The organism is Paenibacillus sp. OK076 (assembly GCF_900110055.1).
GTDB lineage: Bacteria > Bacillota > Bacilli > Paenibacillales > Paenibacillaceae > Paenibacillus.
This window is the reverse complement of the sequence record NZ_FOCH01000001.1, coordinates 395,280-417,396: the sequence shown is the minus strand read 5'-3', so window position 1 is coordinate 417,396 and position 22,117 is coordinate 395,280. Positions and strand designations below refer to the sequence as shown.

General features: G+C 46.9%; 16 protein-coding genes and 1 pseudogene. 5 read left to right on the top strand and 12 right to left on the bottom strand.

The window, feature by feature from the left end:
• Positions 1-223: 223 nt before the first annotated feature.
• Positions 224-1,564 (bottom strand): ABC transporter substrate-binding protein, encoded by a 1,341-nt coding sequence (locus tag BMY78_RS01760; protein ID WP_090894106.1) that lies wholly within the window; start codon positions 1,562-1,564, stop codon positions 224-226.
• Between the two features lie 133 nt (positions 1,565-1,697).
• A complete protein-coding gene (locus tag BMY78_RS01755; RefSeq protein WP_177185777.1) occupies positions 1,698-2,657 on the bottom strand; it encodes an arabinan endo-1,5-alpha-L-arabinosidase AbnA in 960 nt (319 codons plus the stop codon).
• Between the two features lie 354 nt (positions 2,658-3,011).
• On the opposite strand from BMY78_RS01755, the gene BMY78_RS01750 reads away from it, so the two are divergent.
• A complete protein-coding gene (locus tag BMY78_RS01750; RefSeq protein WP_090894102.1) occupies positions 3,012-3,929 on the top strand; it encodes an ArsR/SmtB family transcription factor in 918 nt (305 codons plus the stop codon).
• Positions 3,930-4,009: 80 nt separating this feature from the next.
• On the opposite strand, the gene BMY78_RS01745 is transcribed toward BMY78_RS01750, so the two are convergent.
• Positions 4,010-4,525 (bottom strand): SRPBCC domain-containing protein, encoded by a 516-nt coding sequence (locus BMY78_RS01745; protein WP_090894100.1) that lies wholly within the window; start codon positions 4,523-4,525, stop codon positions 4,010-4,012.
• Between the two features lie 30 nt (positions 4,526-4,555).
• Positions 4,556-4,903, bottom strand: coding sequence for an ArsR/SmtB family transcription factor (locus BMY78_RS01740; protein WP_074093855.1), 348 nt, complete (start codon positions 4,901-4,903; stop codon positions 4,556-4,558).
• A 188-nt stretch (positions 4,904-5,091) separates the two neighbouring features.
• Between BMY78_RS01740 and BMY78_RS33130 the strand changes: the two are divergent.
• Positions 5,092-5,229, top strand: a pseudogene (locus BMY78_RS33130) (thymidylate synthase); the annotation flags it as partial.
• Between the two features lie 63 nt (positions 5,230-5,292).
• Here BMY78_RS33130 and BMY78_RS01730 read toward each other — a convergent pair.
• Positions 5,293-6,156: a helix-turn-helix domain-containing protein gene (locus BMY78_RS01730; RefSeq protein WP_090894097.1), complete on the bottom strand. Its 864-nt coding sequence runs from the start codon at positions 6,154-6,156 to the stop codon at positions 5,293-5,295.
• Between the two features lie 254 nt (positions 6,157-6,410).
• On the opposite strand from BMY78_RS01730, the gene BMY78_RS01725 reads away from it, so the two are divergent.
• The 3 genes from BMY78_RS01725 (at position 6,411) to BMY78_RS01715 (ending at position 12,266) form a co-directional block, all read left to right on the top strand.
• Positions 6,411-8,099, top strand: coding sequence for an ABC transporter substrate-binding protein (locus BMY78_RS01725; protein ID WP_090901882.1), 1,689 nt, complete (start codon positions 6,411-6,413; stop codon positions 8,097-8,099).
• A 9-nt stretch (positions 8,100-8,108) separates the two neighbouring features.
• Positions 8,109-9,626, top strand: coding sequence for a glycoside hydrolase family 43 protein (locus BMY78_RS01720; RefSeq protein ID WP_090894094.1), 1,518 nt, complete (start codon positions 8,109-8,111; stop codon positions 9,624-9,626).
• 339 nt (positions 9,627-9,965) lie between these two features.
• Positions 9,966-12,266 carry a helix-turn-helix domain-containing protein gene (locus tag BMY78_RS01715; protein WP_090894091.1) on the top strand — a complete coding sequence of 767 codons (2,301 nt, stop codon included), beginning with the start codon at positions 9,966-9,968 and terminating at the stop codon, positions 12,264-12,266.
• 113 nt (positions 12,267-12,379) lie between these two features.
• Here BMY78_RS01715 and BMY78_RS01710 read toward each other — a convergent pair whose 3' ends face one another.
• The 7 genes from BMY78_RS01710 to BMY78_RS01680 form a co-directional block, all read right to left on the bottom strand.
• Positions 12,380-13,426 carry a glycoside hydrolase family 18 protein gene (locus BMY78_RS01710; protein ID WP_090894089.1) on the bottom strand — a complete coding sequence of 349 codons (1,047 nt, stop codon included), beginning with the start codon at positions 13,424-13,426 and terminating at the stop codon, positions 12,380-12,382.
• A gap of 6 nt (positions 13,427-13,432) precedes the next feature.
• Complete coding sequence (locus BMY78_RS01705; protein WP_090894085.1) at positions 13,433-16,066, bottom strand: transglutaminase domain-containing protein; 2,634 nt, start codon at positions 16,064-16,066, stop codon at positions 13,433-13,435.
• 7 nt (positions 16,067-16,073) lie between these two features.
• Positions 16,074-17,096: a carbohydrate-binding family 9-like protein gene (locus BMY78_RS01700; protein WP_090894082.1), complete on the bottom strand. Its 1,023-nt coding sequence runs from the start codon at positions 17,094-17,096 to the stop codon at positions 16,074-16,076.
• 63 nt (positions 17,097-17,159) lie between these two features.
• On the bottom strand, positions 17,160-18,446 hold the full coding sequence (locus BMY78_RS01695; RefSeq protein ID WP_090894080.1) for an alpha-L-fucosidase: 1,287 nt from the start codon (positions 18,444-18,446) through the stop codon (positions 17,160-17,162).
• A 33-nt stretch (positions 18,447-18,479) separates the two neighbouring features.
• The gene (locus BMY78_RS01690; RefSeq protein ID WP_064640230.1) at positions 18,480-20,075 is read right to left on the bottom strand and encodes an extracellular solute-binding protein; all 1,596 of its coding nucleotides are present in this window, start codon (positions 20,073-20,075) and stop codon (positions 18,480-18,482) included.
• A gap of 42 nt (positions 20,076-20,117) precedes the next feature.
• A complete protein-coding gene (locus tag BMY78_RS01685) occupies positions 20,118-21,026 on the bottom strand; it encodes a carbohydrate ABC transporter permease (RefSeq protein WP_063564587.1) in 909 nt (302 codons plus the stop codon).
• Between the two features lie 16 nt (positions 21,027-21,042).
• Positions 21,043-22,014, bottom strand: coding sequence for an ABC transporter permease (locus BMY78_RS01680; protein WP_063564588.1), 972 nt, complete (start codon positions 22,012-22,014; stop codon positions 21,043-21,045).
• Positions 22,015-22,117 lie beyond the last annotated feature (103 nt).

Here is a 22,117-nt window from a genome sequence, read left to right as displayed (position 1 = left end):
AGCATGTTGCATGAATCGATACACGCCTGCTTGCTTGATCAATTCATGCAACATACCCGTATGGAATTCAAAATGATGCCAGCAGCGTGATAGCAGGCTGCTGGCACCGCCTTTTTTTGAAAAACGGAATCTACTACTCTATCCATTTGGCTTAGGCTGCTTCTCTCTGAACCTAACTTCATTCTTATTTCATTCACATGATTTCAGCATGTTGCTAAATGTTTTATTTCTGAGATTTCTTCTCTTGTTCTACCGCTTTGTCTAACAGCTTTTGCATTTTGGGCTGCTGCTGCTTCACATATTCTGCGGCTGTAATCTTGCCATCCAGAACCGGTTGAATGTCGGTGAAGAACAGGTCATACCATTCTGCGTTGTACGTGTAGTTCCCTGGAAGAGAACGGCCATAATCTTCTACGATATCAATGAATTCCTGTTTGTTGGCTGGTTTTGTAGATGTATCCTTAGCCCATTCGTCAGCCATATCGAGCAAATTCGGGATCTGTACTTTGGCATCCACCAACTGCTGCATGCCTTCTTTGGAAGCTGTGAGGTAATTAACCAATGCTGCAGCTTCTTCTGGATATTTCGTTTTGGCCGATACACCGATACCGAGTGAACCGATCCACGTTGCGGATTTTCCGGTAGAGCCCGCAGGGAAAGGCAGCAGGTCATACTCGAAAGGCAGTTTCTCGAATGTACTCATATCCCATGGACCTACAGGGAAGAAAGCCATTTCCCCTTTCATCCAGCGTTGGTACGTATCCAATGTTTGCGCTTCCTCAATGGAAGGCGTGATTTTGTATTTGTTTTGCATGTCCGCAAAGAATTGCAGTGCTTCCGCGAATTTCGGATCATCAATGGTCACTTTTGTTTTCGTTTCATCCAGCCAGTCGGCGCCATTGCTCCATACAAAAGCTTGCAAGGCCCACTGTACGTTAAAGCCTGTACCAAATACGTCCGGTTTGCCGTCTCCATTCGTATCCTTGGTCGCTTGCTGATTTACCTTAATGAACTCATCCCATGTATATGGCTTGTCCTTGTCAGGGAATGGAATGCCTTCTTTTTCAAATAAAGTTTTGTTATAACCGAGTGCAAACGGACCCAGATCTTTCGGCATGCCGTAGAGATCGCCCTGACCTGCCATTTTGCCATCATAGCGATACAGATCCACACCATATTTCCAGATGTTATCGAGATCTACATCCGCATTATTTTCAACGTAAGGTGTCAGATTCATCAACACATTGCTGTTCACATAGGCTTTCACATCGCCAGGGTTAAAATAGAATACGTCTGGCAAGCTGTTGCCTGTAATAGCAGCTCTCAATTTGGTTGCGTACTGATCCGCAGCTGTTACGATAATTTTGACTTTGACACCTGGATGCTCTTCTTCGAATTTCTTAACAACGGCTTGATATGCCTTCTGTTCATCTGTTCCGCCCCGGAACATAAACGTCAGTTCCTTGTCCCCGCTTGAACCGCTGCTGCCACCGCAGCCTGCAAACACGATTGCGCTTACAAGCATAAGAAGCATTATCGTAACCAAACTCTTTTTCTTTACCATCTGAACCCCTCCTGATCTGGATTTGTAACCGTATTCAAGTAGCTGGAAATAAGATTTCTGTTGTTAAATTTATCAAACCCAGATCACTTTAGTCAATACTTTATTAAAACATTTTATATTTATTTAAAATAAATTAGTATGTTGGCCATCCGCTGGAATCCCATAGCAAGTCGTTGATTAGCAATTTTGGATTGCCATTATCATCAGCATCATAGGCGTGGCGCGCAATCACATTACCGTTATACACATCCTGACCACCGGGTCCCTTCCACTTGACGTTCCCCGAGTCCAATATCGTTCCGCCGCCATTCAACATGCTCATACCGTTTTTGTCCACATAAGGACCTGTAATACTCGTTGAACGTCCATAGACCATTTTGTACGTGCTATTTACGCCCTGGCAGCAAGAATCAATCGAGGCAAACAAGTAATAATAGCCATTCCGATACACAATACTTGGAGCTTCAATGGCACCACCATTATTCGGACGCGCCGCAATGGAGGATATGCTTCCGGTCGGTTTCATTGTGTTTTTGTCGAGTTTCACAATCTTCAGACCGCTCCAGAAAGAACCGAAAGCTAGCCACGGGTTGCCTGAAGCATCGATGACCAGATTCGGATCAATAGCGTTATAATTGTTGGCGGTTGTGGTTTGAAGCACTAATCCCTCATCCTTCCACTGACCTGCTCCAATGCTGGTTGCAGACGCAAGCCCGATCGCAGATCTGTTGGAGCCAAAGGTAGAGATGGAATAATACAGCCACACTTTTCCGTTGTACTGCTCAACGTCAGGTGCCCATACATCCAGACCGCTCTGTCCCGGAACGGCAGAGGCCCACCAGGATGGCTTACTCAGGAAAATCTGTGGAACCCGATACCATGATGACCCGTTATCCGATTTCAGTACCTGAATGCCAGGACCTGTTGAGAAGGTATACCATGAGTTTCCTTCTTTGATGATGGATGGATCGTGGACGGCAATATCTCCGCTCAGATTCCAAAATGCCGCGAATGCCCGGGACTGACCCGCCAATAGCAAAACAAGTACAAGTAGTGCAGGTAATGCCCAACGCTTCTTCCTGAATCTTGTCATTCCTTTGAACTTTTCCAAATCGAATTCCACCTCTCCTGATCAAATAGTTAATTTGGTTCATGAAGTATTAAATCAATTTAGGTATACTAGGATTATAAAAGCGGTTACATCACATTTCAATGGTATATTTCAAATATATATGAAATGATTCAAGTTATTTTTTAAAGTAAATATTCAACATTTTATGAATATTACGCTCATTTATGCTATGTATACACGGGATTTGGCTTCCTTTTCTCTGCCCTTCCCTTCCATCGGGTAATCATTTATAATTATCTAAAACAAACCATATAAATGTACAGAAGCCTGGAACTCAGAAGGGCTTTGTTCAGAACGTGGAAAGGAAAACCACCTATGATTTATATTAAAGATCTGATGTCTGGCGTTAATATTTTCAAAGCACTCAGTTCCGAAATCCGGATTCAGATTATTGAGTTGCTTGCCAAGAACCAGAGTCTTAACCTCAATGATCTCGCAACCAAACTGGGGCTCAGCAATGGCGCCATTACAATGCATATTAAGAAATTGGAAGAAAGCGGCCTGATTGAGATCAACACTGCGGTTGGCAAACATGGAATTCAGAAGATTTGTTATCTCAATGAGGAAAAACTAATGGTGGACCTGCGTTCACAGGAGATTTTTAACCGATACGAGGTTGAAATTCAGGTAGGTCATTATAGCGATTATCAGGCAGCTCCTACATGTGGTCTCGCCACCCGAGACAGCATCGTCGGTGAGTTCGATGATCCGCGCTACTTTGCTGACCCACTCCGTATTGATGCAGAGATGATTTGGCTGGCCGAAGGTTATCTGGAGTATCGTATTCCCAACTACCTTAAGCCTAATCAGACGTTCAGCGAAATCCAGTTATCCATGGAATTGGGTTCAGAAGCGCCAGGTTTTTGCGATAATTACCCTTCGGATATTTTTTTCTACGTCAACGGCATCGAGATTGGCTGTTGGACGAGTCCAGGCGATTTTGGCAATACCCGGGGTACGTTCAATCCAGACTGGTGGCCGCCGCATCTGAATCAATACGGGATGCTGAAGCTGATCCGCATCACTCAAGAGGGCAGCTATATTGATGGATGCCGCATCTCCGATGTTACTCTGGACCAGATTGGCCTTGATTACAAAAGCGATATCCACTTTCGGATTGCAGTAACGGACGAACCCGTGAATAAACGGGGATTGACGATCTTTGGCAAAAATTTCGGCAATTACGGGCAGAACCTGCTTGCGCGTGTACTTTATAATGTGCAAGAGGAATAGTTGAGTATAAACTGCGTTACACCTCAAAAATCAACAAACAGCCGCCCAGTTAAAAAACGGACGGCTGTTTTCATTTTCTGTTACTTCACTTCGTTCAGACGTTCCGCCAAACGGTCCCAGGTTTCCGTAATTCCCTGCAACATCCCCATATCCATGACGGTTTGCAATGCCTCTGCGGATACATACTCTGATCGATTAACGATCTTTGTCTTGCCCCCAAGATCAATGAATAGCATGGTTACTTCGGTTGTCGGCAGGTTCTCATCTGTGTTGCCTTCGGCGTCCGAGAAATAATCGATATAAACAATCCGTTCCGGCTCAACAATTTCCTTATACACACCTTTTCCCCAAGATTCCATACCGTAAAAATCTCCCTGGTTCTTATCCTCACATTTCATGCAGTAATGCCAAACACCGCCTGGTCGAAAATCCACATTACAGACAGGAATGGCCCACCCTCTCGGTCCCCACCAGTGCTGAAGATGTTCCGCTTCCTTGAACATGCTGAACACAAGCTCACGAGGTGCGTCAAATACACGCTCAAGTACAAGTACCTTTTCATTTTCCACACTCGACGCCATTCCGTTGTTTAACATTGTCATTCCTCCTTATGAGTTAGCGAATACCTATGGTTTGTCTTTCTTACTTTGCAGTTCACGCAAATAATGATCCAGATTGTCAAAACGGTCTTCCATGATATTCTGAAACGACTGCACCCACTCATCCAATGTTTGAAAAGGTTCTGGACGGAGCTTGTAAATCCTGCGGTTGGCCACGGCCTTTACATCCAAAATGCCATGATCACTGAGCACTTTCAAATGCTTCGAAGCTTGAGGTTGACGTAATCCCAGCTGTTCAGCAATTTCCCCCACAGTAAGAGGACCATCACGTAATAATTCGACGATATGCATACGATTCGGTTCAGCCAAAGCGCCCAGCAAGGCCATATCCATACCCGGATTGTGTCCTGACATGCTGTTCACCTCATTCAGTTAATGTGTATAGGTAGAATCTCATCTCCTTCACCAAAATGTTCTTCTTCCTGATATTCAAAGCATACCCCATAAGGAATATTCCTGTAAAGGAATATTATCGAAATAATTATAACTTTTATTAAATAATTCCGAATGATGTATACTACATCCCGATGGAAATACTGAACGTTCCAATCGATACGATTCAAAGTGTTAAACATCAGCCAGCATTATTCCAGATCAGATTGGATAAATTCATAACCAACACGAAGGAAAATAAAATGTACGGTCAGTGGCATGACAACGGACGGCTATTGGACTATTAAATTTTCCCTGAGACAGCAGACAGGACCTCCCTATAAGGAGGCCCTGTTTTGATGTTTCCAATATTAATGATTCTGCCTGTACGTTTTGGGAGACATGCCATACGCCTTTGTGAACTGCCGGGTAAAATAATTACTGTCGTTAAACCCGCATTCATAAGAAATTTCGGTAATGGACAGGTTCCCCTGTTTTAACAGATAACATGCCTTTTCCAGACGCAGCTTCTGTAAATATGAAATGGGCGTCATCTGATAGTAGGATCGAAATATCCGGTTCAGATGCCTTATAGAAACATTCGACTTCCCTGCAATCTCATCTAAGGTCAGGGGTTCCAGATAATGATCCTCGATATAGGAAATGGCATTCGCCAGATGCATCAGATTAGTGCCCTCAATTCCCTTCTCCTGTGTCTCATAATGCCTCGACAAATAAACAACCATCTCCGTAAAACGGGAGATCAGCATCGTCTGATATCCTTGCTGCCTGCTTCTATACTCCTCAATCATGACAGTGATTAGCGATTCCACGTACTCCAGGTTGGGAATAGGCAAGGCCATTTTACTCGGATAGGAATGAATACTGCGATAAAATGGCTCCAAAACAAACAAAGCCTGAAACCCCTTGGATTTTCTCAGATCCGGTCCGGCAGAAGCAAGCATTTCCGGTCTGAACATAATATTGCATATCTGAAAATCATGAGGATCTCTGTAGGCATGGGGAGTTGAACCATTAATCACAAATACATTGCCCTTCTTAACAAAAAATTCCTCCGTATTGACAACATGTGTCGCATTGCCATTCAGGACAATGACAAGTTCCGAAAAGTCCACATGCTTGTGAAGTTCGGTGTCTTCCTCATGTCCTCCATATTGAATATAGAACGGAAATTCCAGATCAGCTGTAAACCAATTCAAATAGGCGTTGCTCAACAGTTCGCCCTCCATGATTCATGTTGGGATGAATGTCTATATCATGCTACTCCATGACCGAAAAATCAAGGTTTGCCGATCATTGGTTCTCTATAATTCCTCATGTAGCGATGCAAAAACAGCACAAATCGAGGGGGTGTCATTAGTCGTGAAAACCCGATTATATGATTTATTTGTCGGGTGCAAAGGCTTTTTTTAAATCCACAATTGTAAACGCATTCAATACAATAACGGATATTATCAGGGGGGTCATTATGGTTCATTCGATGAGAAAGATTGTAAACTATTCCGTCGCACTCACACTTTCATTAAGCTTGCTGGCAGGGTGCAGTAGTAGCAATGAGAGCTCGGAAAGTAAAGAAGGAAATGCCAGTGATACTTCACCGATGACGTTGACATTCTTCGGAGCAGATTCCAACGCGAACTGGAATAAGATGCAGGATGATGTTGGTAAGGAGATTACCAAGCAGACAGGCATTACACTGGATGCCGAATTCGCAGTGTCAGACCCCGCGCAGAGACTGGCACTGATCGCAGCAAGTGGTGATTACCCCGATCTAATCAGTCCCAAGGGGGATTTGGACAAATTGGTTGATGCAGGGGCAATGCTGGACCTTACTGATCTGATCGATCAACATGCCCCAAATATCAAGAAACTCTTCGGCGACCAAATCAAGCGTCTGCGCTACAGTAACGAAGATCCCTCCATCTATGTCATTCCTACGTATTCAGCCATTGACGGAATCAACTTCGTGGCTGGTGCAGGTTTTGAGCTCCAGCATCGTGCTGTGAAGGAGGCCGGGTATCCACAGATCAAGACACTGCAAGACTATGAAAAGGTCATTCGATCCTATCTGGAGAAGCACCCTACCGATGAGAATGGCAACAAAAATATCGGCATGACATTAAACGCCGATGACTGGCACATTCAAATTACCGTAACAAACCCTGCAGCTGAAACCACTGGTAAATCTGGTGATGGAGAGTACTACATTGATCCGGAAACGCATGAAGCAACCTACCATTTCCGCACGGAAGGCGAGAAAGAGTATTTTCAGTGGCTTAACCACATGTATAATACCGGGTTGCTTGATCAGGAGTCTTTTGTTCAGAAAAACGACCAATATCTGGCCAAAATCGCTTCTGGTCGCGTTATTGGTCTGATTGATGCAGACTGGGGCTACTCTGATGGAGAGAAGGCACTGAAGGCGGCAGGCAAAAATGATCAAACCTATGGACATTATTCTGTCATGCTGTCTGACCATTACAAGGACAACCGATATCAGTCTACTGGGTTCATGGCAGGCTGGGGAGTAGGCATAACTGAAAGCGCTGAAGATCCGGTCCGAGCCATTAAATTTCTGGATTTCCTCGCTTCTGAAGAAGGCCAAATCCTTAATTATTGGGGCGTAGAAGGTAAGCAATATACGATGGAGGATGGTAAGCGTGTTGTACCTGCGGAAGTGCAGCAGCGCATTATCAATGACAATATCGCCTTTAGCAGAGAATCCGGCGTAGGCCTTTACACCAATATGGGTGGTCATTACGGGGATGGCGTGAAAGACTCTACTGGCAATTATTATACCAAGAACTTCCCGGAACAGATTATTGAGAATTACACGGATGTAGATAAAGAGACTCTTAAAGCTTATGATGCAACGACCTGGATGGATCTGTTTCCGAATGAGAAGGATTTCCCGGTAAAACCATGGGGAGCAGTATGGAATATCTCTGTGCCAAGTGATGATGAAATCAACATTATAGCTAATAAGGTGAAGGATATTACATGGAAGCAGATTCCGCAGGCCGTCATGGCCAAACCGGAAGAATTCGATGCCATCTGGAATGACTATCAGCAGAAGCTTGTTGATGCAGGTGTCGAAAAAATGGAGCATGGATTCACTAAATACGTCCAGGATCGCGTTAAACTCTGGAATGAATAGGAGCACTACATGATGACGAACTACAGCAATCCCGTGATTCCGGGCTTCTATCCAGACCCCAGCATCTGTCGGGTAGACGAAGATTATTATCTCGTAACCAGCACATTTGAATATTTCCCGGGTGTTCCCATTTTCCACAGCAAAGATCTTGTGAATTGGCGCCAAATCGGCCATGTTCTCACTTCTGTCGAACAGCTTCCACTTGCTAAAGCAGGCAGCTCCGGGGGCATTTACGCACCGACACTACGCCACCATGATGGCTGGTTCTACATGACAACTACCAATGTAAGCGGAGGTGGCAACTTCTATGTACGAAGCAAGCAACCTGAAGGACCTTGGTCGAATCCTATTTTTGTTGCCCAGGACGGTATAGACCCCTCCCTATTCTTTAACGATGATGGTCGTATTTACTTTCAATCCGCCTGTAATGGCGATGAAGGCGAAGGGATCTATCAATGTGAGATCGACATCTTGACGGGAAACAAGCTGACAGAGAGCCAGTTCATCTGGAGGGGAACCGGCGGTGCTGCACCTGAGGCCCCGCACTTGTACAAAATAAATGACTATTATTATCTAATGATTGCCGAAGGGGGAACCGAATACGGGCATATGGAAACCATTGCGCGAAGCACAGATCCATACGGGCCATTCGAACCCTGCCCTCACAATCCGATCCTGTCGAATCGCAGCATGAAAACCAGTATCCATGCCACCGGTCATGCGGATCTGGTGCAAGCACAAGACGGGAGCTGGTGGGCGGTATGTCTTGGCTTCCGTCCGGCAGCCTACCCCATGCGGCATCACTTGGGACGTGAGACGTTTCTGGCACCCGTGAACTGGACGAGTGACGGATGGCCTATAATCGGTCATGACGGACATATTGAGCCTGTCATGACCAGGCCACAGCTTCCTGAAGTCCAATGGCCTTGCAAGGAAATCCGGGATGATTTCAATGTGACCACACTGGGTCTGGACTGGCTCTTCCTGCGGAATCCGGCTCCAGGCAGTTGGTCACTCACAGAGCACCCGGGCCATCTTGTTCTGCGAGGGAACTCTGTATCTCTCAATGATGGTGGAAATCCCGCCTTTGTAGGTCGTCGCTTGAGCCATTTCTTATGCAGCATGGCTTCCAAACTGAGCTTTGAACCAACGCATGATGGCGACGAAGCGGGATTGACCGTCTATATGAATGAGAAATATCATTATGATCTGGCTATTACGCGGATCGACGGTCACAAAAAATTGATATTCCGACGAACGGTTGGTTCTTTAAGAACCGAAGTAATTCGGGATTGTGAAGCTGGACCTGCGATATTACAGATTCAGGCCCAACGTGATATGTTCACTTTCTCCGTACAGCAAGATTCAACAACTGACTCTTTCCTCGGCTCTGGCGAAACCCATCTGCTCTCCACTGAAGTGGCCGGTGGCTTCACAGGAATCATCATTGCCATGTATGCCCACAATCCATCGGGAGAAGGTGCGCCCAGCCTGTTCGATTGGTTTGATTATGAACCACAGGATTAAATAATGGTGTAACCTTCGAATTTAAATGTAAAAACTATAATATAACCTCTATTACAATCATCCCCTTCAAGTAGATACTCTTTAAAAAGCCTTGTGTGGTAACATAAGGAAAGGAGTGAACTTGAAGGGGATTTTGCTATGGCTAAATCCCTCGATCCGCTCAAGAAACGTTCTGCATGACTCCCCCTTAAATCTCAGAAAAGATTCATTGATTTATTAGAGAAGTTCTCCTAATATTTTTAGTAGGAACACCCAGCAGCTCGGCACCATGGTAATACTTCATTGTCTTTATGAGAGCGCTATCGCTGCAGCTCTAAAGAAAAACGGGAGGTTGCAGATATGAAATGGAATCACTTCAAGTCCAAGCTTCTGCTTAAGTACACGCTATCCTATATCTCCATTTTCCTTATCCCTCTTGTTATATTAACCATCATTATTTATCACAATGCTGTGGACACACTCCGTTCAGAGATCGAACAGACCAATGTCAATCAGTTGACCCAAGCAAAAACGGTCATTGATGACCGCATGAAGGAATTGCAGGATATCGCATTTCGTATCGCCTATGATGAGCAGCTAACCCGTTATTGGACACACCATCCCTATTATAGTCGGGAATCGATTAGTGCCTTGGTCAAATATAAAGCCACCAGTTCCATTATCGATGAGCTATTTCTGTTCTTCCGCGGAGATGATAGCATCTACTCGTCTCAGGGCTCTGAGAACCTGGATGTATTCACGGGCCGCTACAAATTTAATACATGGAACAAAACGGATATGATCCGGGATTTGAATAACGTTCAGTTTCCCACGATACGACCAGCTGAACAAGTCGTTCAAGGAACCAAAGTACCCAATTCCATGCTGGCCTACCTTGTACCGATTGCACCTAATAATACGCCCGCCCACGGCACTGTCATGTACCTGATTCACGAGTCCAATCTGACCGGATTGATTGATTCCATTCTCAGCGACTACCATGGGATGACTTATATTTTCGATAATTATGGGCAGGTGCTGGCCGCCAATTATAAGGGGGAGACCATTACCGAACAGGAAGTCAAAGCTCTGTTTGAACTTGAGCCGGGAACACACAGCCTCTCCTTAAATCAAGAACCGCATTCGGTTGTATCCGTCAAATCAGACGCCGGCTGGACTTATGTAACCGCGATGCCAAGCAATCAATTTTTCAGCCGAATTGTTCATATTCGTACCTTTGTTGTTCTTGTTTTCTCCTTCATGGTGGTGATGGGCACCTTCCTCGCCATTTTGTTGGCTCGCAGACAATACCATCCGATTTCAGACTTGATGGAGTTTATCCGTTTAAAGAATAATCCTGAACCATCCACAACCAGCAACGAGCTGGAATGGATCAAAAAAACGCTGCATGATTACAGCCAGCGTGTGGACCTTCAGGAGCCCTACGCTCGTAATCATATTCTGCTTATGTTACTGAAGCATGGTCATATCGGAGAGCTCCCCTCTGAGTTTACGGACAATCTCGGCATACGCTTTAACCGGTCCCATTATTTTGTCATGACTTTGGGATGGGAAATGCATGCTTTTCCCATCGTAGATCATCCCGAACAGCGTACTATCATGCAGCTGATCAACGATATGGAACTGCCGGAGTTGTCTGCTTATGCTTATGGCGTGGAGCTTCCACAGCCAGACCAAGTAGCCCTCATCGTCGGATTTGATGCCGAAGTCGGGCATGAATCAAGCTTGAATGCTCGTATGGCGTCTATTGTTGAATCACTGCAATTAATGGTGACAGAGCACGTCGGAATCGCTCCCGCGATCGGGATCGGCAACAGCTATAATTCTCCATTACAGCTGAACCAATCCTATATCGAGGCATCAACCGCGCTGGAAGCGTCTATGCTGCACGGACAAGGCAGCAGCACCTTCTTCAACGCCCTTTCCGGCTCTAGTGAAGAGGATTCTTCCTTCTGGGTCCCTAAGGATGTGCTGCTGAAACTGGTTCAGAGCTTGAAACAGGGCAGTTACGATGTGGCGGTTCAGATGGTATCAACCGCGTTGAATACGCTGAAATCCGAAATGCCGTCTGTACCGCTGCTGCGCTGCATCTGCTTCGATATTCTGAATACGATGCTCAAAACGGCCTCGGAGCTTGGCATTCATCACGTGGTTAATCAGCTTCCAAGGATCACTTCCTACGACTCGTTGGAGGATTTGGAGAAAAAACTGACAGGACTTGCCTCCGAGATCTGTGCCCATGTCGAGGCGAAGAGCGAGACGGAAGAAAGCTCCCTGATGGATGAAATCGTTGCTTATATTGATGCCAATTTCTCGGATTATGACCTCAGCCTGGGTACAATTTCATCGAAATTCACGATCTCTTCATCGTATTTCAGCCGTTCCTTCAAAGAGAAGATCGGTATGAACTTCACCCAATATATCTGGCAGAAACGGATGGATGAGGTCATAAGACTGCTGCTGCATACGACCGACCCGTTAAAAGATATCATCACGCGCGTGGGTTATCTGGACACACCGAACTTCATCCGTAAATTCAAGAAAGAAACGGGTTATACCCCAGGGCAGTACCGCAAAATACACCGTCCCAACGACTCCTCCGATTCCCCGGATGACGATGACGAGGAATGCCTTGGTTAATGAATGGATTCGTAAAATAAATATAAACCTCCCCCAACCTTTTGGTTGGGGGAGGTTTTGTATGTTTTTGGCTCATATAGGCAAGCCGATCCTTCGCAACTGACGCTCTTCTTCTATTTCTTTACCGGAACATCTTGAAGCCCTTGATGTATTGCACCCAGCAGACGATGAGTCGGATCACAGCCGTATTCCCAGAACATAATGCCGGCCAGTCCCTGATCCTTCACGTAATCGCATTTGCACTGAATCGATTCTTCATCATCATAAGATATGAAGCTCGACCCATTAAACAGAAACGGTGCACAGGCTTCCTCATCCCAATAACGAATGTAACCATTCTTGTTGATGTATTTCGCTTCCAGTTCGGCAAATGCCGGACCGTAGCCGCCTGTGCTACCGGCCATTTGGTGAAGGCCGTGGTTTCGGTCAGGAACCTCAGTCCAGATCCGGGAGTAGAACGCAGCGCCGATAACGATCTTCTCCTTCGGTACGCCGGCGCGGATGAACAGGTTCACGGAGGCATCTGTACTAATTCGGAACAGATCTCCGGTTGGTGTATACAGATTCGTATGATGTCCGGTCAGAACCTGAAAACCGCCGCGCATATCATAGGTCATCAACTGCACAAAGTCCAGGTACTGCTGCACCTCAGCCATCTCGGTACCGTCTACGTAGTATTGATCAGCCCCAGCCGCAATGGTGAGCAGATAATGACGGCCATCCTCGGAGCCCTTGGCATCCAGCGTTTCCCGGATCGTCTTGAGAAGTAAGGTGAAATTCCGCTTATCATCAGGACTTGATGCGATACCGGCTTCACCGTAACAAGGATACTCCCAGTCCAGATCGATTCCGTCAAAAGGATATTCCTCCAGCACTCTAACCGCCGATGCAGCCATGCTGTCCCTCCCAGCCTGCGTTGAGGCGGCTTCAGAGAAACCACCAGCGCTCCATCCGCCCACGGACAGCAGCACCGTTAGATTGGGATGCTCCCGCTTAATATTACGGACAACCTCTCCGTTTTTTAAATGCTCGGTGGTGATTTCATCATTCTTGACATGACCAAAGGCTACATTCAGATGTGTTAATTTCAACAGATCCTCATCCGTCATGTCGGGAAGAACAGAATCGACGACATAACCAGCAGCAATATATTTCGTCATCCGCTTTCACTCCGATCCATTCAATGATTGAGATATCGCAGCAGCAATCTGCAGAGCTTCCTTGCCTGTACCAATCTTGTAGCCGGAGGCCAAGTATCGGATTTGATCCTGATGATCCAGCACGAACAGATGCGGATAGCCCGCTTCGTGAGCGGCAGGTTTCGAAATGAAACCGGACAAGGACGCATAGCTTGAATCCCGTACAAAAATCGTACATACCGGCAGCTTCGGATAAGCAGCAGAGTCAAAGGAGGTGTTCCATTCTGTATCTCCGATTACCAGCACGATTGGCACGCCCAGCTTATCCAACGGCTCAGCCAGCTCACACAGCTCACGAATCAGATGTTTGGTCGGTTCACGTTCTGGTTCAATCCAAGCAGCAATGGCCCCCTCAGCTCCCAAAAGATCCTTCAGTACCACCTCTGAACCATCCAGACGAGTCAACTCATTGCCGGTTGCCAGTTTGCCCAGCACAGGGATGTCTACCACCGTCTCGCGATAAGTTAGTACTACCTCTGTGGTGTCTCCGGCGCGAACGGTGCAGTAGATGAAGCGGACTCTTACCGTTCCATCTTTCAGACGGATACCGGTCGTTAAGCGATAAGCTCCCGGTTCAACCTCAAATGGATCGCTATAAACATCGGTGTGACCATATGGATAAATCAGCGTTTTGTACACGCCATCCTCCAGACGGGCCAACGAGAAATTCTCCGCATAGGATGCAGCCGGCGCATCCTCCCGAGCCTCTGAATCCTTGAGAAGTTGCAGCATTCCCCAGCTTGAGCTCTCCTGATTTCGAGAAGAAGTTAGACTGAACACTGCATCCTCCCAGCCTTTGTCACTAAGATACTGCGGTTTCTGCTCGCTCGGATGCAATCGGGCCGGAATGCCCAAACTGCGGCACACAGCGACAAACAGAATATCGAGCGACTGTGGATCTCCCTTCATCAGGCTGTAAGTACCTACAGGGTTTCCCTTGCCTTTCAAGTTAGGGAGATCCTCATAATACGAATAGCTCTGTTCCAGCTTGCATACAAGCTTCGAAGGATCTTCCCAGAACGCCGCTGCTTCTTCCTCGGAATAAGCATTCTGGAATACGGATCGATAAGGCACCATCATTTCATAGGAGACTCTTGGGCACAGGATGTACTTCACAAACGTCTCTTCTGCCCATTGTCCACGCTGCGAGAGTGAACCTATAAGATGATCGTCCAGTGTCGGCCGAAAAGTGTCGATCAAATCTTTTTCGTTCATCGACTCCAGCAACTGTAGTGGCCACTCGCCAAATTCACCGGAACGCCCCTCTAGGAAAGCAGCGATTTCGCGGCTGTTGCCCCGTGCCTTCTGTAGAATATCCCGTACGCGCTCCGGAGGCAGTCCAGTTGTATGAGCCAATGCATATGCATCTTCCTCACTCAGGAATGTATCCTCATATCCACTCCGAATCTTCGTACCTTCTTCCAGGCGGCGGTTGTGATTCAGGATCTTCTCTTCTGGTAACGAAGCCACTACTTCTCCCTCCCCTTCCGGAGGAGGAACCATATCAAAATTCAAGATCCCTGATGGCTGCTCTAACGAATTCAACACGAGCTCAACATGAGCGACTTCCTGAGCTTTGAATAGAATTTCACCCCACTTGCCACCACTAACCGCACGAATCACTAGGTCGCCATGACCTGTCTTAAAGGAAGCTTCTCCTTGTGCGTCCGTCTTGATTTCGGCGATCGGATAAAATTCAGCACTATTGTATACCTCAAAGCGGACACTCGCTTCAGACACGGGCGCACCCTGCTCATTTATCACCTTCACGCAGATGGTATGCGCTGGCGCATAGTTCTCCAGTAAATTGATCTCCGTATATCCCTTCTCGGAGAGTGTTATATCCTCCGGTCCCGGATAGTCGGCAAATATTCTCGTATTAATCAGCATGGCCCTGCGGGCTGGTGGACTGAACCATCCTTGATTCAATCCGGCTTCCGGTTCGCATGCCCCAATGTAATACCATTGGCCGTCCGCCCAGGCTTCTACCCAAGCATGATTGCTGTCACAGTGAGCCCAGCGTGGTGTGTAGACCTGACGGGCAGGTATGCCGATGCTACGAAGAGCGGCTACCGCCAGCGTGGATTCTTCTCCACAGCGGCCGCGGGCATTTCGAATCATCGTCAGTGGCGATATCGTTCGCAGATCACTGCCAATATAAGTCGCTTTTTCATGACACCAGTAATTGGTCTCCAAAATGGCATCCGCCATGGATAACTTCGCTGTCCGGTCGGCCAACTCGTCAAAGATAATGCCACGGAAATCTTCAATATTCTCTGTATTGATTCGATAGGGAAGCACAAAATGCAGAAACAGATGATCTGGTACGCGCTCCCCCCAAGGCACACGCTTGCGAATGTCCAGTGCCCGACGCACATGACTGAGGAACAGTTCCCCATCATAATCAGCCAGGTCGTTCACTGGCATGTAGGCATACACATATTTCAAAGCCCATGCCTCTTCTTCAGTTAATGGCTGCTGAAACACATGAAACAGCTTATCTTTGCGGGTATCCGCAATGTTTAACTTCTCCTGGAACTTCTGCTCGATCCGCTCCAAGGACTGTGCATCCATTGAGAACACCAAGGTTTGGCTGGTCATCGCTAGCTCACTCCTTCCACAGCTTTCCGTCTTCCCGAATACAGATTAAGGTAGTGCCATCCGAGGAAGGCGTACTAATCTGGAATAGGCTACGGGTCGTTTCAATTACAGGCTGGCAAATCAACGATTCCTCACCCATAAGTAACTTCACATCTTGTATAAATTCACCATGGGCTTCAAAATAATTGCGTTCACGGTAATAGAGTCTGCGAAGCTCCCATTTAATTCGTTCATCTTCTGGCAGCTCAAAGGGCTGATCCGTTCCGTCATCCGAAAATACGACATATCCCCATAGCTCCGGATAATGCATGTTGATAATACCCATGGGCGACCAGACCCAGTTGTCCTCCGGATAAGGTTTGCCTGTATCCGGATTCAGCACTTTGCGGTACTCACCATCCTGCACCTCAGTCTGCCATTCCACCCGTGAGAAGTTGACACGCCAGAACTCACCCGGTGCTGGCGGACGGTTACCTTCGGCACATTCCTTTAGGCTGGTCCAGGGAATCGCGACCTCGACGCTCCATTTTCGGTTATCGGCGCCAGGTGTGTTCAGCTCCCCATCGATATGTACGGCTGTCTTAAGACCGCTGATATCCCAACCGTTGACCGGAGGTCCACCATCCCGATATGGCTTCACCAATAACAGGTCCCATACTGTATTCAGCGCATTGATCTCGAACTCATAATATTGATGGGTATCCCCGTCGGGATCGATAAAAATCTCAAAATCATTGTCATAGAAAATAACAGAATCCCGCTCGGTCAACGTAGCCCATATCTGATCTTCAATAAGTTCGGCAGCAAAGTAGAAATAGTCGTCATCCCACAGCATTTTTACCCGAGTCTGTTTTCCGGGTTTCGGACGAAGATCCCCTTCGATATCAACGAAATTCTCCGTCCAATCGGCCGCACCCCAGAACGCCTTATCTACGCAGCCGTCCAGCATCAGCGGTTCCTGCGCACGCTTGCATATATAATGTTTGGGAGCATACTCAATCTTCGGCTCAGGTACTCCACTTTGGTTCATATCGCTCTCTCTCCGCTTCATGAGGGAAGGCATGCATCTATAGGTGCATGCCCTCCCGTAATGTTAGTTATGAGTAACAACGGCCCCTGAACCGCCGTACATTTCCAGTTCCTCGTCGAATTCGAGCTTAAGAACCGTCACCTGCTCATGTGTATCCTCCGGAGTCATTTTGATCCACGTTGTCCCCGGGATATTGAACCAAGGCACGCCCCCATGAATCTCATGGTTAAGTTCTTTGCCCGAATGCAGCACAGTAATCTTCTTGATCTTATTGCATAGTCCCTTGATGCATACATTCTCTTTTGGATCGTCATAAACAAACAGATACAATGCCTTTCTATCCTCGGATACGGTGCTTCCCCCCAGATAATAGCGAGGCATAATACCTTCACCCGTTCCGAAGACGGCCTCTTCATGGGTTCGGATCCATTCTCCCAGCCCAAGCAGAATATCCTCCTGCCTCTTATCAATGGTGCCATCCTCGCGTGGACCGATATCCAGCAGCATATTGCCCCCCATTGAAATACAATCACAGAACATCCGAATGATCTGATTTAACGATTTGTATTTATGGTCTGTTGGCACATAGCCCCATGATGTGTTGATCGTGGTGCAGAACTCCCATGGTCCCTCTGGTCTTGTAATCGGAATACCTTGCTCTGGCGTTTTATAATCCCCATAACCTTGAAGGCGGGAGTTGATGATGACATCCGGGTTCAAAGATTGCAGGTAATGCTTGAACTCCGGCAGATTCCACTGCTCGGCGCTCCGCTCCCAGTCCCCATCGAACCACAGCAGATCCACCTTTCCGTAATTCGTCATGATCTCTTGCAGCTGTTGGTTATTGAACTCAAGGAATTTCTCCCATTTCTCCTGATCCTGAACACCATCTACAGGACTTGTATGCCGATTGACATTGCTGAGATCCTCTGGTACCTTTCCACCTTCAAACACGCTAGGATAATCCGGGTGCGACCAATCAATCAGCGAAAAGTACATCCCTAGATGTATGCCTTTCTCCCGAATTGCTTCCGCATATTCCCTCACGAGATCCCGATTCGCTGGTGTCTGTTTAACGACATTGAGGTCACTATACTGCGTATCCCACAGAGCAACACCATCATGATGCTTCGTTGTCAGCACGGCGTATCGGGCTCCGGATTTCTCAATCAAGTCCGCCCACTTCTCCGCATTAAACTTCGATGCCGTAAAGCCGTCCAGCTGCTTCATGTACTCTTCGTAAGAGATCCTTCCATTATAGAAGGACCACGATTCCGAAACCCCGTCGACAGCATAGATGCCATAGTGGATGAATATTCCCAGCTTGGCCTCTTCAAACCATTTCTGCATCCTTGTTCACACCTCTTTCTGGAGTCCTTGTTCTTATTGGCCTGTGTTCCAGCGATCGTAGGCCCCTTGATACAGTTCAACGATACGGTCGCTGCCCATTTTTTTGATCTGCGCAATATACTTATCCCAGTTCTCAAGCGGCTCTTGGCCTGTTACGAACTTCGCTTCCATCTGCTTGACGTACGTATCCAGATCAGATAATAAAGCGGTCGCTTCGCTTTGCTCTTCATTTGTTAAATAAACGTTAGGGAATGGTGATTTTCCGATAGGCACCAACTTCTCTTGATTCTGCTGGTCAAGCCATTCATCAAATTCGGTGCGAAGACCTTTCGCTATATCCGGATCATTAATACCCGGTGTCAAAATGCCATAGTTCGGCGTGATTTTACCGCGATATTCCTCACGATCCCCGCCGCCAGGAACAGGCAGCCACTCTTTTACGAGATTTTCCTTGTCTTTGAATTTCCACAGCAGACCTTCAGGACCTTGATTGAACAGGGTCGCCCCATCATAGCTGTACATATAATCGATCCAACGCATAGTTGCCTCAGGGGACGGGTTGCTACTAGTAATAGCAAAGGTACCACGTGCCGATATGCCTGGGTGTTTACCGTATACAGGTGAGTCTGCGATCTCACTCTTCACGGGTGTCATCAGCGGATGTTTTGTGCTAGGCTCGCCGCCGAGTGTGAAGTATGGATGGTAGTCATTGAACAGCGCAAGCTTGTTGCTTTCGCCTTTTGCTTTTTTCTGATCGCCGGTTTGGGAGAAGGTCTCATGATCCAGCAAATCTTCTTTCCACAAGCGGTTCATGAACGTCAGATAACCTTTGTAGCCTTCTTCTTGGTAAGGATAGTGAACTTTTCCGTCCTTATCCGCATAGATTCCTTCGTTGTACATTCCCCAGAATCCGAAGAAGTACATACGGAGATCATCCAGTTTTACAGAAGTAAGCGGAATTTCATCTTGTTGTCCGTTGCCGTTAGGGTCTTCTTCCTTAACACGCTTCAGGTACGTATATAATTCTTCCGTAGTCTTAGGTTCCTCTACATTAAGTGCTTTTAGGAATTCCCCGTTATACCACATCGGGCCTCTGTACCATACGGCAGCCGTATCAATAAATGGCAGTGCATACATATGTCCGTCAGGCGTTGTAAATGATTTGCGAACATCCGGGTTTTCGTCGAGAATCTTCTTAATATTGGGGGCGTAGCCCTCATCAATGTATTTTTCCAGTGGGATCAGAATGCCTTGAGTTCCATAAGTAACCTGCTCAGCTGGCTTGAGATCCGCAGCATAGAACATATCCGGTAAATCGCCGCTTGCGAATACCAGGTTCTTCTTTGTTTCAAAGCTGTCGATCGGCGAAAGCTGATACTCCAGCTTGATGCCTGACAATTTCTCCATCTCTTGCAGGACTGGCATCGTGTTCCAGTCGGCAACACCCGCATCCTGGGACATGACCTTTAACGTAAGTGGTTTGTCCACAATCGGGAATCCTTCTTTTTTGACCCCTTCGACATTTGAAGTCGCAGAACCTCCATCTTCATTGGAACCACAAGCTGCAAGCAATGCTGCGGATAGGGTAAGGCAGAGTACAATGGATGAAGCCTTGCGAAGCTTTTTCATGACGACAACTCCCCTTTTTTTAGTGTGGATTATGGTTTAAGATCATCCCTTGACGGAACCGATCATAACACCCTGTACAAAGTAACGCTGAAGGAATGGATAAATCGCAATCACAGGTAAGGTTGAAACAATAATGACGGCATATTTGACCAACGCAGCAATTTCCGCTTTGGAATTCATCGCCGTTGCTGAAGAGGTATCGATAGCTCCACCGCCCTGTGCTGCCATCTCCTGAAGTACCAGGATTTGGCGAAGAAAGAGCTGCAGCGGATACTTCGAGGAATCATTTAAATAGATCATGGCACTGAAATAGCTGTTCCAGTGTCCGACTCCGTAGAAGAGCGCCATCACGGCAATGATCGGCATGGAGAGCGGAAGCACAATTCGGATGAACAACCGGGTGTTGGTACACCCGTCGATATGGGCCGCCTCCTGCAGCTCCTTGGGAATGGTCGATTGGAAAAACGTACGGCATACGATAATATTCCAGATAGATGCAGCTCCTGGCAGAATAAGAGCCCACATGCTGTTCACCATACCAAGATCCTTAATCAGCAGGTAGCTCGGGACAAGCCCTCCGCTGAAAAACATCGTTACCATAAACATCGCCATGAAGAATCCGCGTCCCACAAAATCAGAGCGACTGAGCGCGTAGGCTGCCGGAAGAGTGACCATCAGGTTGACGAGTGTACCTACGACGGTATAGATGATCGTATTTTTGTACCCAATCCAGATGTTGGTGTTCTCAAATACGCGAGCATACCCTTCAAACGTAATTCCTTTGGGTAGCAGCCACATCTCACCGGAGCTTACAAATTTGGGATCGCTGATTGAGGCGCTAATGATGTATAACAGCGGGTAAAGCACAATGACGAGCGCTATCGTCAGATAGATGTAGTTGCACCATAAGAACACTTTATCGCTTCTGCTTTCCTTAACCGCGGTTGACATGTGTTTTCCCCTCCTTTTACCACAAACTGTTTTCACTGGTGCGACGTGCAATTTGGTTCACCGTAATCAGCAGAATCGCATTAACTACCGAGTTGAACAATCCTACAGCTGTGGAGAAACTGTACTGTGCATCGACCAGACCGGACCGATAGACAAATGTCGAGATGACATCGGACGAACCCATGTTCAACGGATTTTGCAGCAGTAAAATTTTCTCGAATCCGACGCCCAAAATACTGCCCATATTCAGAATTAACAAAATGGTGATCGTAGGGATGATCGCTGGAATGTTAATATGCAGAATCCGCTTAAACCGACTCGCACCATCCACCACGGCAGCTTCATGCAGTTGAGGGTCCACACCCGAGAGAGCTGCGAGGTATATAATGGTACCCCAGCCTGCACTCTGCCAGACACCTGAGAGTACGTACACCGTCTTGAACCACGCAGGGTCCGTCAGAAATTGAGGGGCCTGAAATCCAAGAGCCTCCACCAAATTGACAATCATGCCTGACGAAGGTGACAAGAAGGTAATGATCATACCCGACATGACTACGACCGAAATAAAATGTGGTGCATACGTGACCGTCTGTACGGTACGTTTGAAGAAGGAGTCCTTTACTTCATTGAAGGCTAACGCCAGAATGATCGGCAGTGGAAAACCTATAGCCAGCTCATACAAGCTGATACTGAGGGTATTCCATAACAAATCCCAGAAATAATACGAATTAAAGAAGCGGATAAAATGATCGAAACCAACCCACGGGCTTCCTGTAACACCAAGCGTCGGGATAAAGTTTTTGAATGCGATTTGTATGCCGTACATCGGCCCGTAATGAAAAATCAGAAAGTATAGAAATGCTGGCGCGATAAACAGATACAACTCCCAGTTTCGAATCATCCTTCTCCATAATTTATTTTTCTTGCGGTTCGGAATCGTGTACACCGATAGGTTTTGCGACAAGGCGGACTTCCCTTCTGGCTGCATCAGTTGTTTCCTCCTTTTCTAAATGAAAATCCGTCCGTTTTGTAAGAAGAGCGAAACACTCCTGTTCAAATGTAAGGAATGAGTCCCGGACCACATTTCTATC

What these genes read in the sequence shown, in the direction of transcription:
- BMY78_RS01760 (WP_090894106.1), bottom strand. Translation starts at nt 1,564, where the DNA reads ATGGTAAAGAAAAAGAGTTTGGTTACGATAATGCTTCTTATGCTTGTA.
- BMY78_RS01710 (WP_090894089.1), bottom strand. Translation starts at nt 13,426, where the DNA reads ATGACGAAATATATTGCTGCTGGTTATGTCGTCGATTCTGTTCTTCCC.
- BMY78_RS01745 (WP_090894100.1), bottom strand. Translation starts at nt 4,525, where the DNA reads ATGTTAAACAACGGAATGGCGTCGAGTGTGGAAAATGAAAAGGTACTT.
- BMY78_RS01720 (WP_090894094.1), top strand. Translation starts at nt 8,109, where the DNA reads ATGATGACGAACTACAGCAATCCCGTGATTCCGGGCTTCTATCCAGAC.
- BMY78_RS01705 (WP_090894085.1), bottom strand. Translation starts at nt 16,066, where the DNA reads ATGACCAGCCAAACCTTGGTGTTCTCAATGGATGCACAGTCCTTGGAG.
- BMY78_RS01755 (WP_177185777.1), bottom strand. Translation starts at nt 2,657, where the DNA reads ATGACAAGATTCAGGAAGAAGCGTTGGGCATTACCTGCACTACTTGTA.
- BMY78_RS01700 (WP_090894082.1), bottom strand. Translation starts at nt 17,096, where the DNA reads ATGAACCAAAGTGGAGTACCTGAGCCGAAGATTGAGTATGCTCCCAAA.
- BMY78_RS01680 (WP_063564588.1), bottom strand. Translation starts at nt 22,014, where the DNA reads ATGCAGCCAGAAGGGAAGTCCGCCTTGTCGCAAAACCTATCGGTGTAC.
- BMY78_RS01750 (WP_090894102.1), top strand. Translation starts at nt 3,012, where the DNA reads ATGATTTATATTAAAGATCTGATGTCTGGCGTTAATATTTTCAAAGCA.
- BMY78_RS01715 (WP_090894091.1), top strand. Translation starts at nt 9,966, where the DNA reads ATGAAATGGAATCACTTCAAGTCCAAGCTTCTGCTTAAGTACACGCTA.
- BMY78_RS01725 (WP_090901882.1), top strand. Translation starts at nt 6,411, where the DNA reads ATGGTTCATTCGATGAGAAAGATTGTAAACTATTCCGTCGCACTCACA.
- BMY78_RS01690 (WP_064640230.1), bottom strand. Translation starts at nt 20,075, where the DNA reads ATGAAAAAGCTTCGCAAGGCTTCATCCATTGTACTCTGCCTTACCCTA.
- BMY78_RS01685 (WP_063564587.1), bottom strand. Translation starts at nt 21,026, where the DNA reads ATGTCAACCGCGGTTAAGGAAAGCAGAAGCGATAAAGTGTTCTTATGG.
- BMY78_RS01740 (WP_074093855.1), bottom strand. Translation starts at nt 4,903, where the DNA reads ATGTCAGGACACAATCCGGGTATGGATATGGCCTTGCTGGGCGCTTTG.
- BMY78_RS01695 (WP_090894080.1), bottom strand. Translation starts at nt 18,446, where the DNA reads ATGCAGAAATGGTTTGAAGAGGCCAAGCTGGGAATATTCATCCACTAT.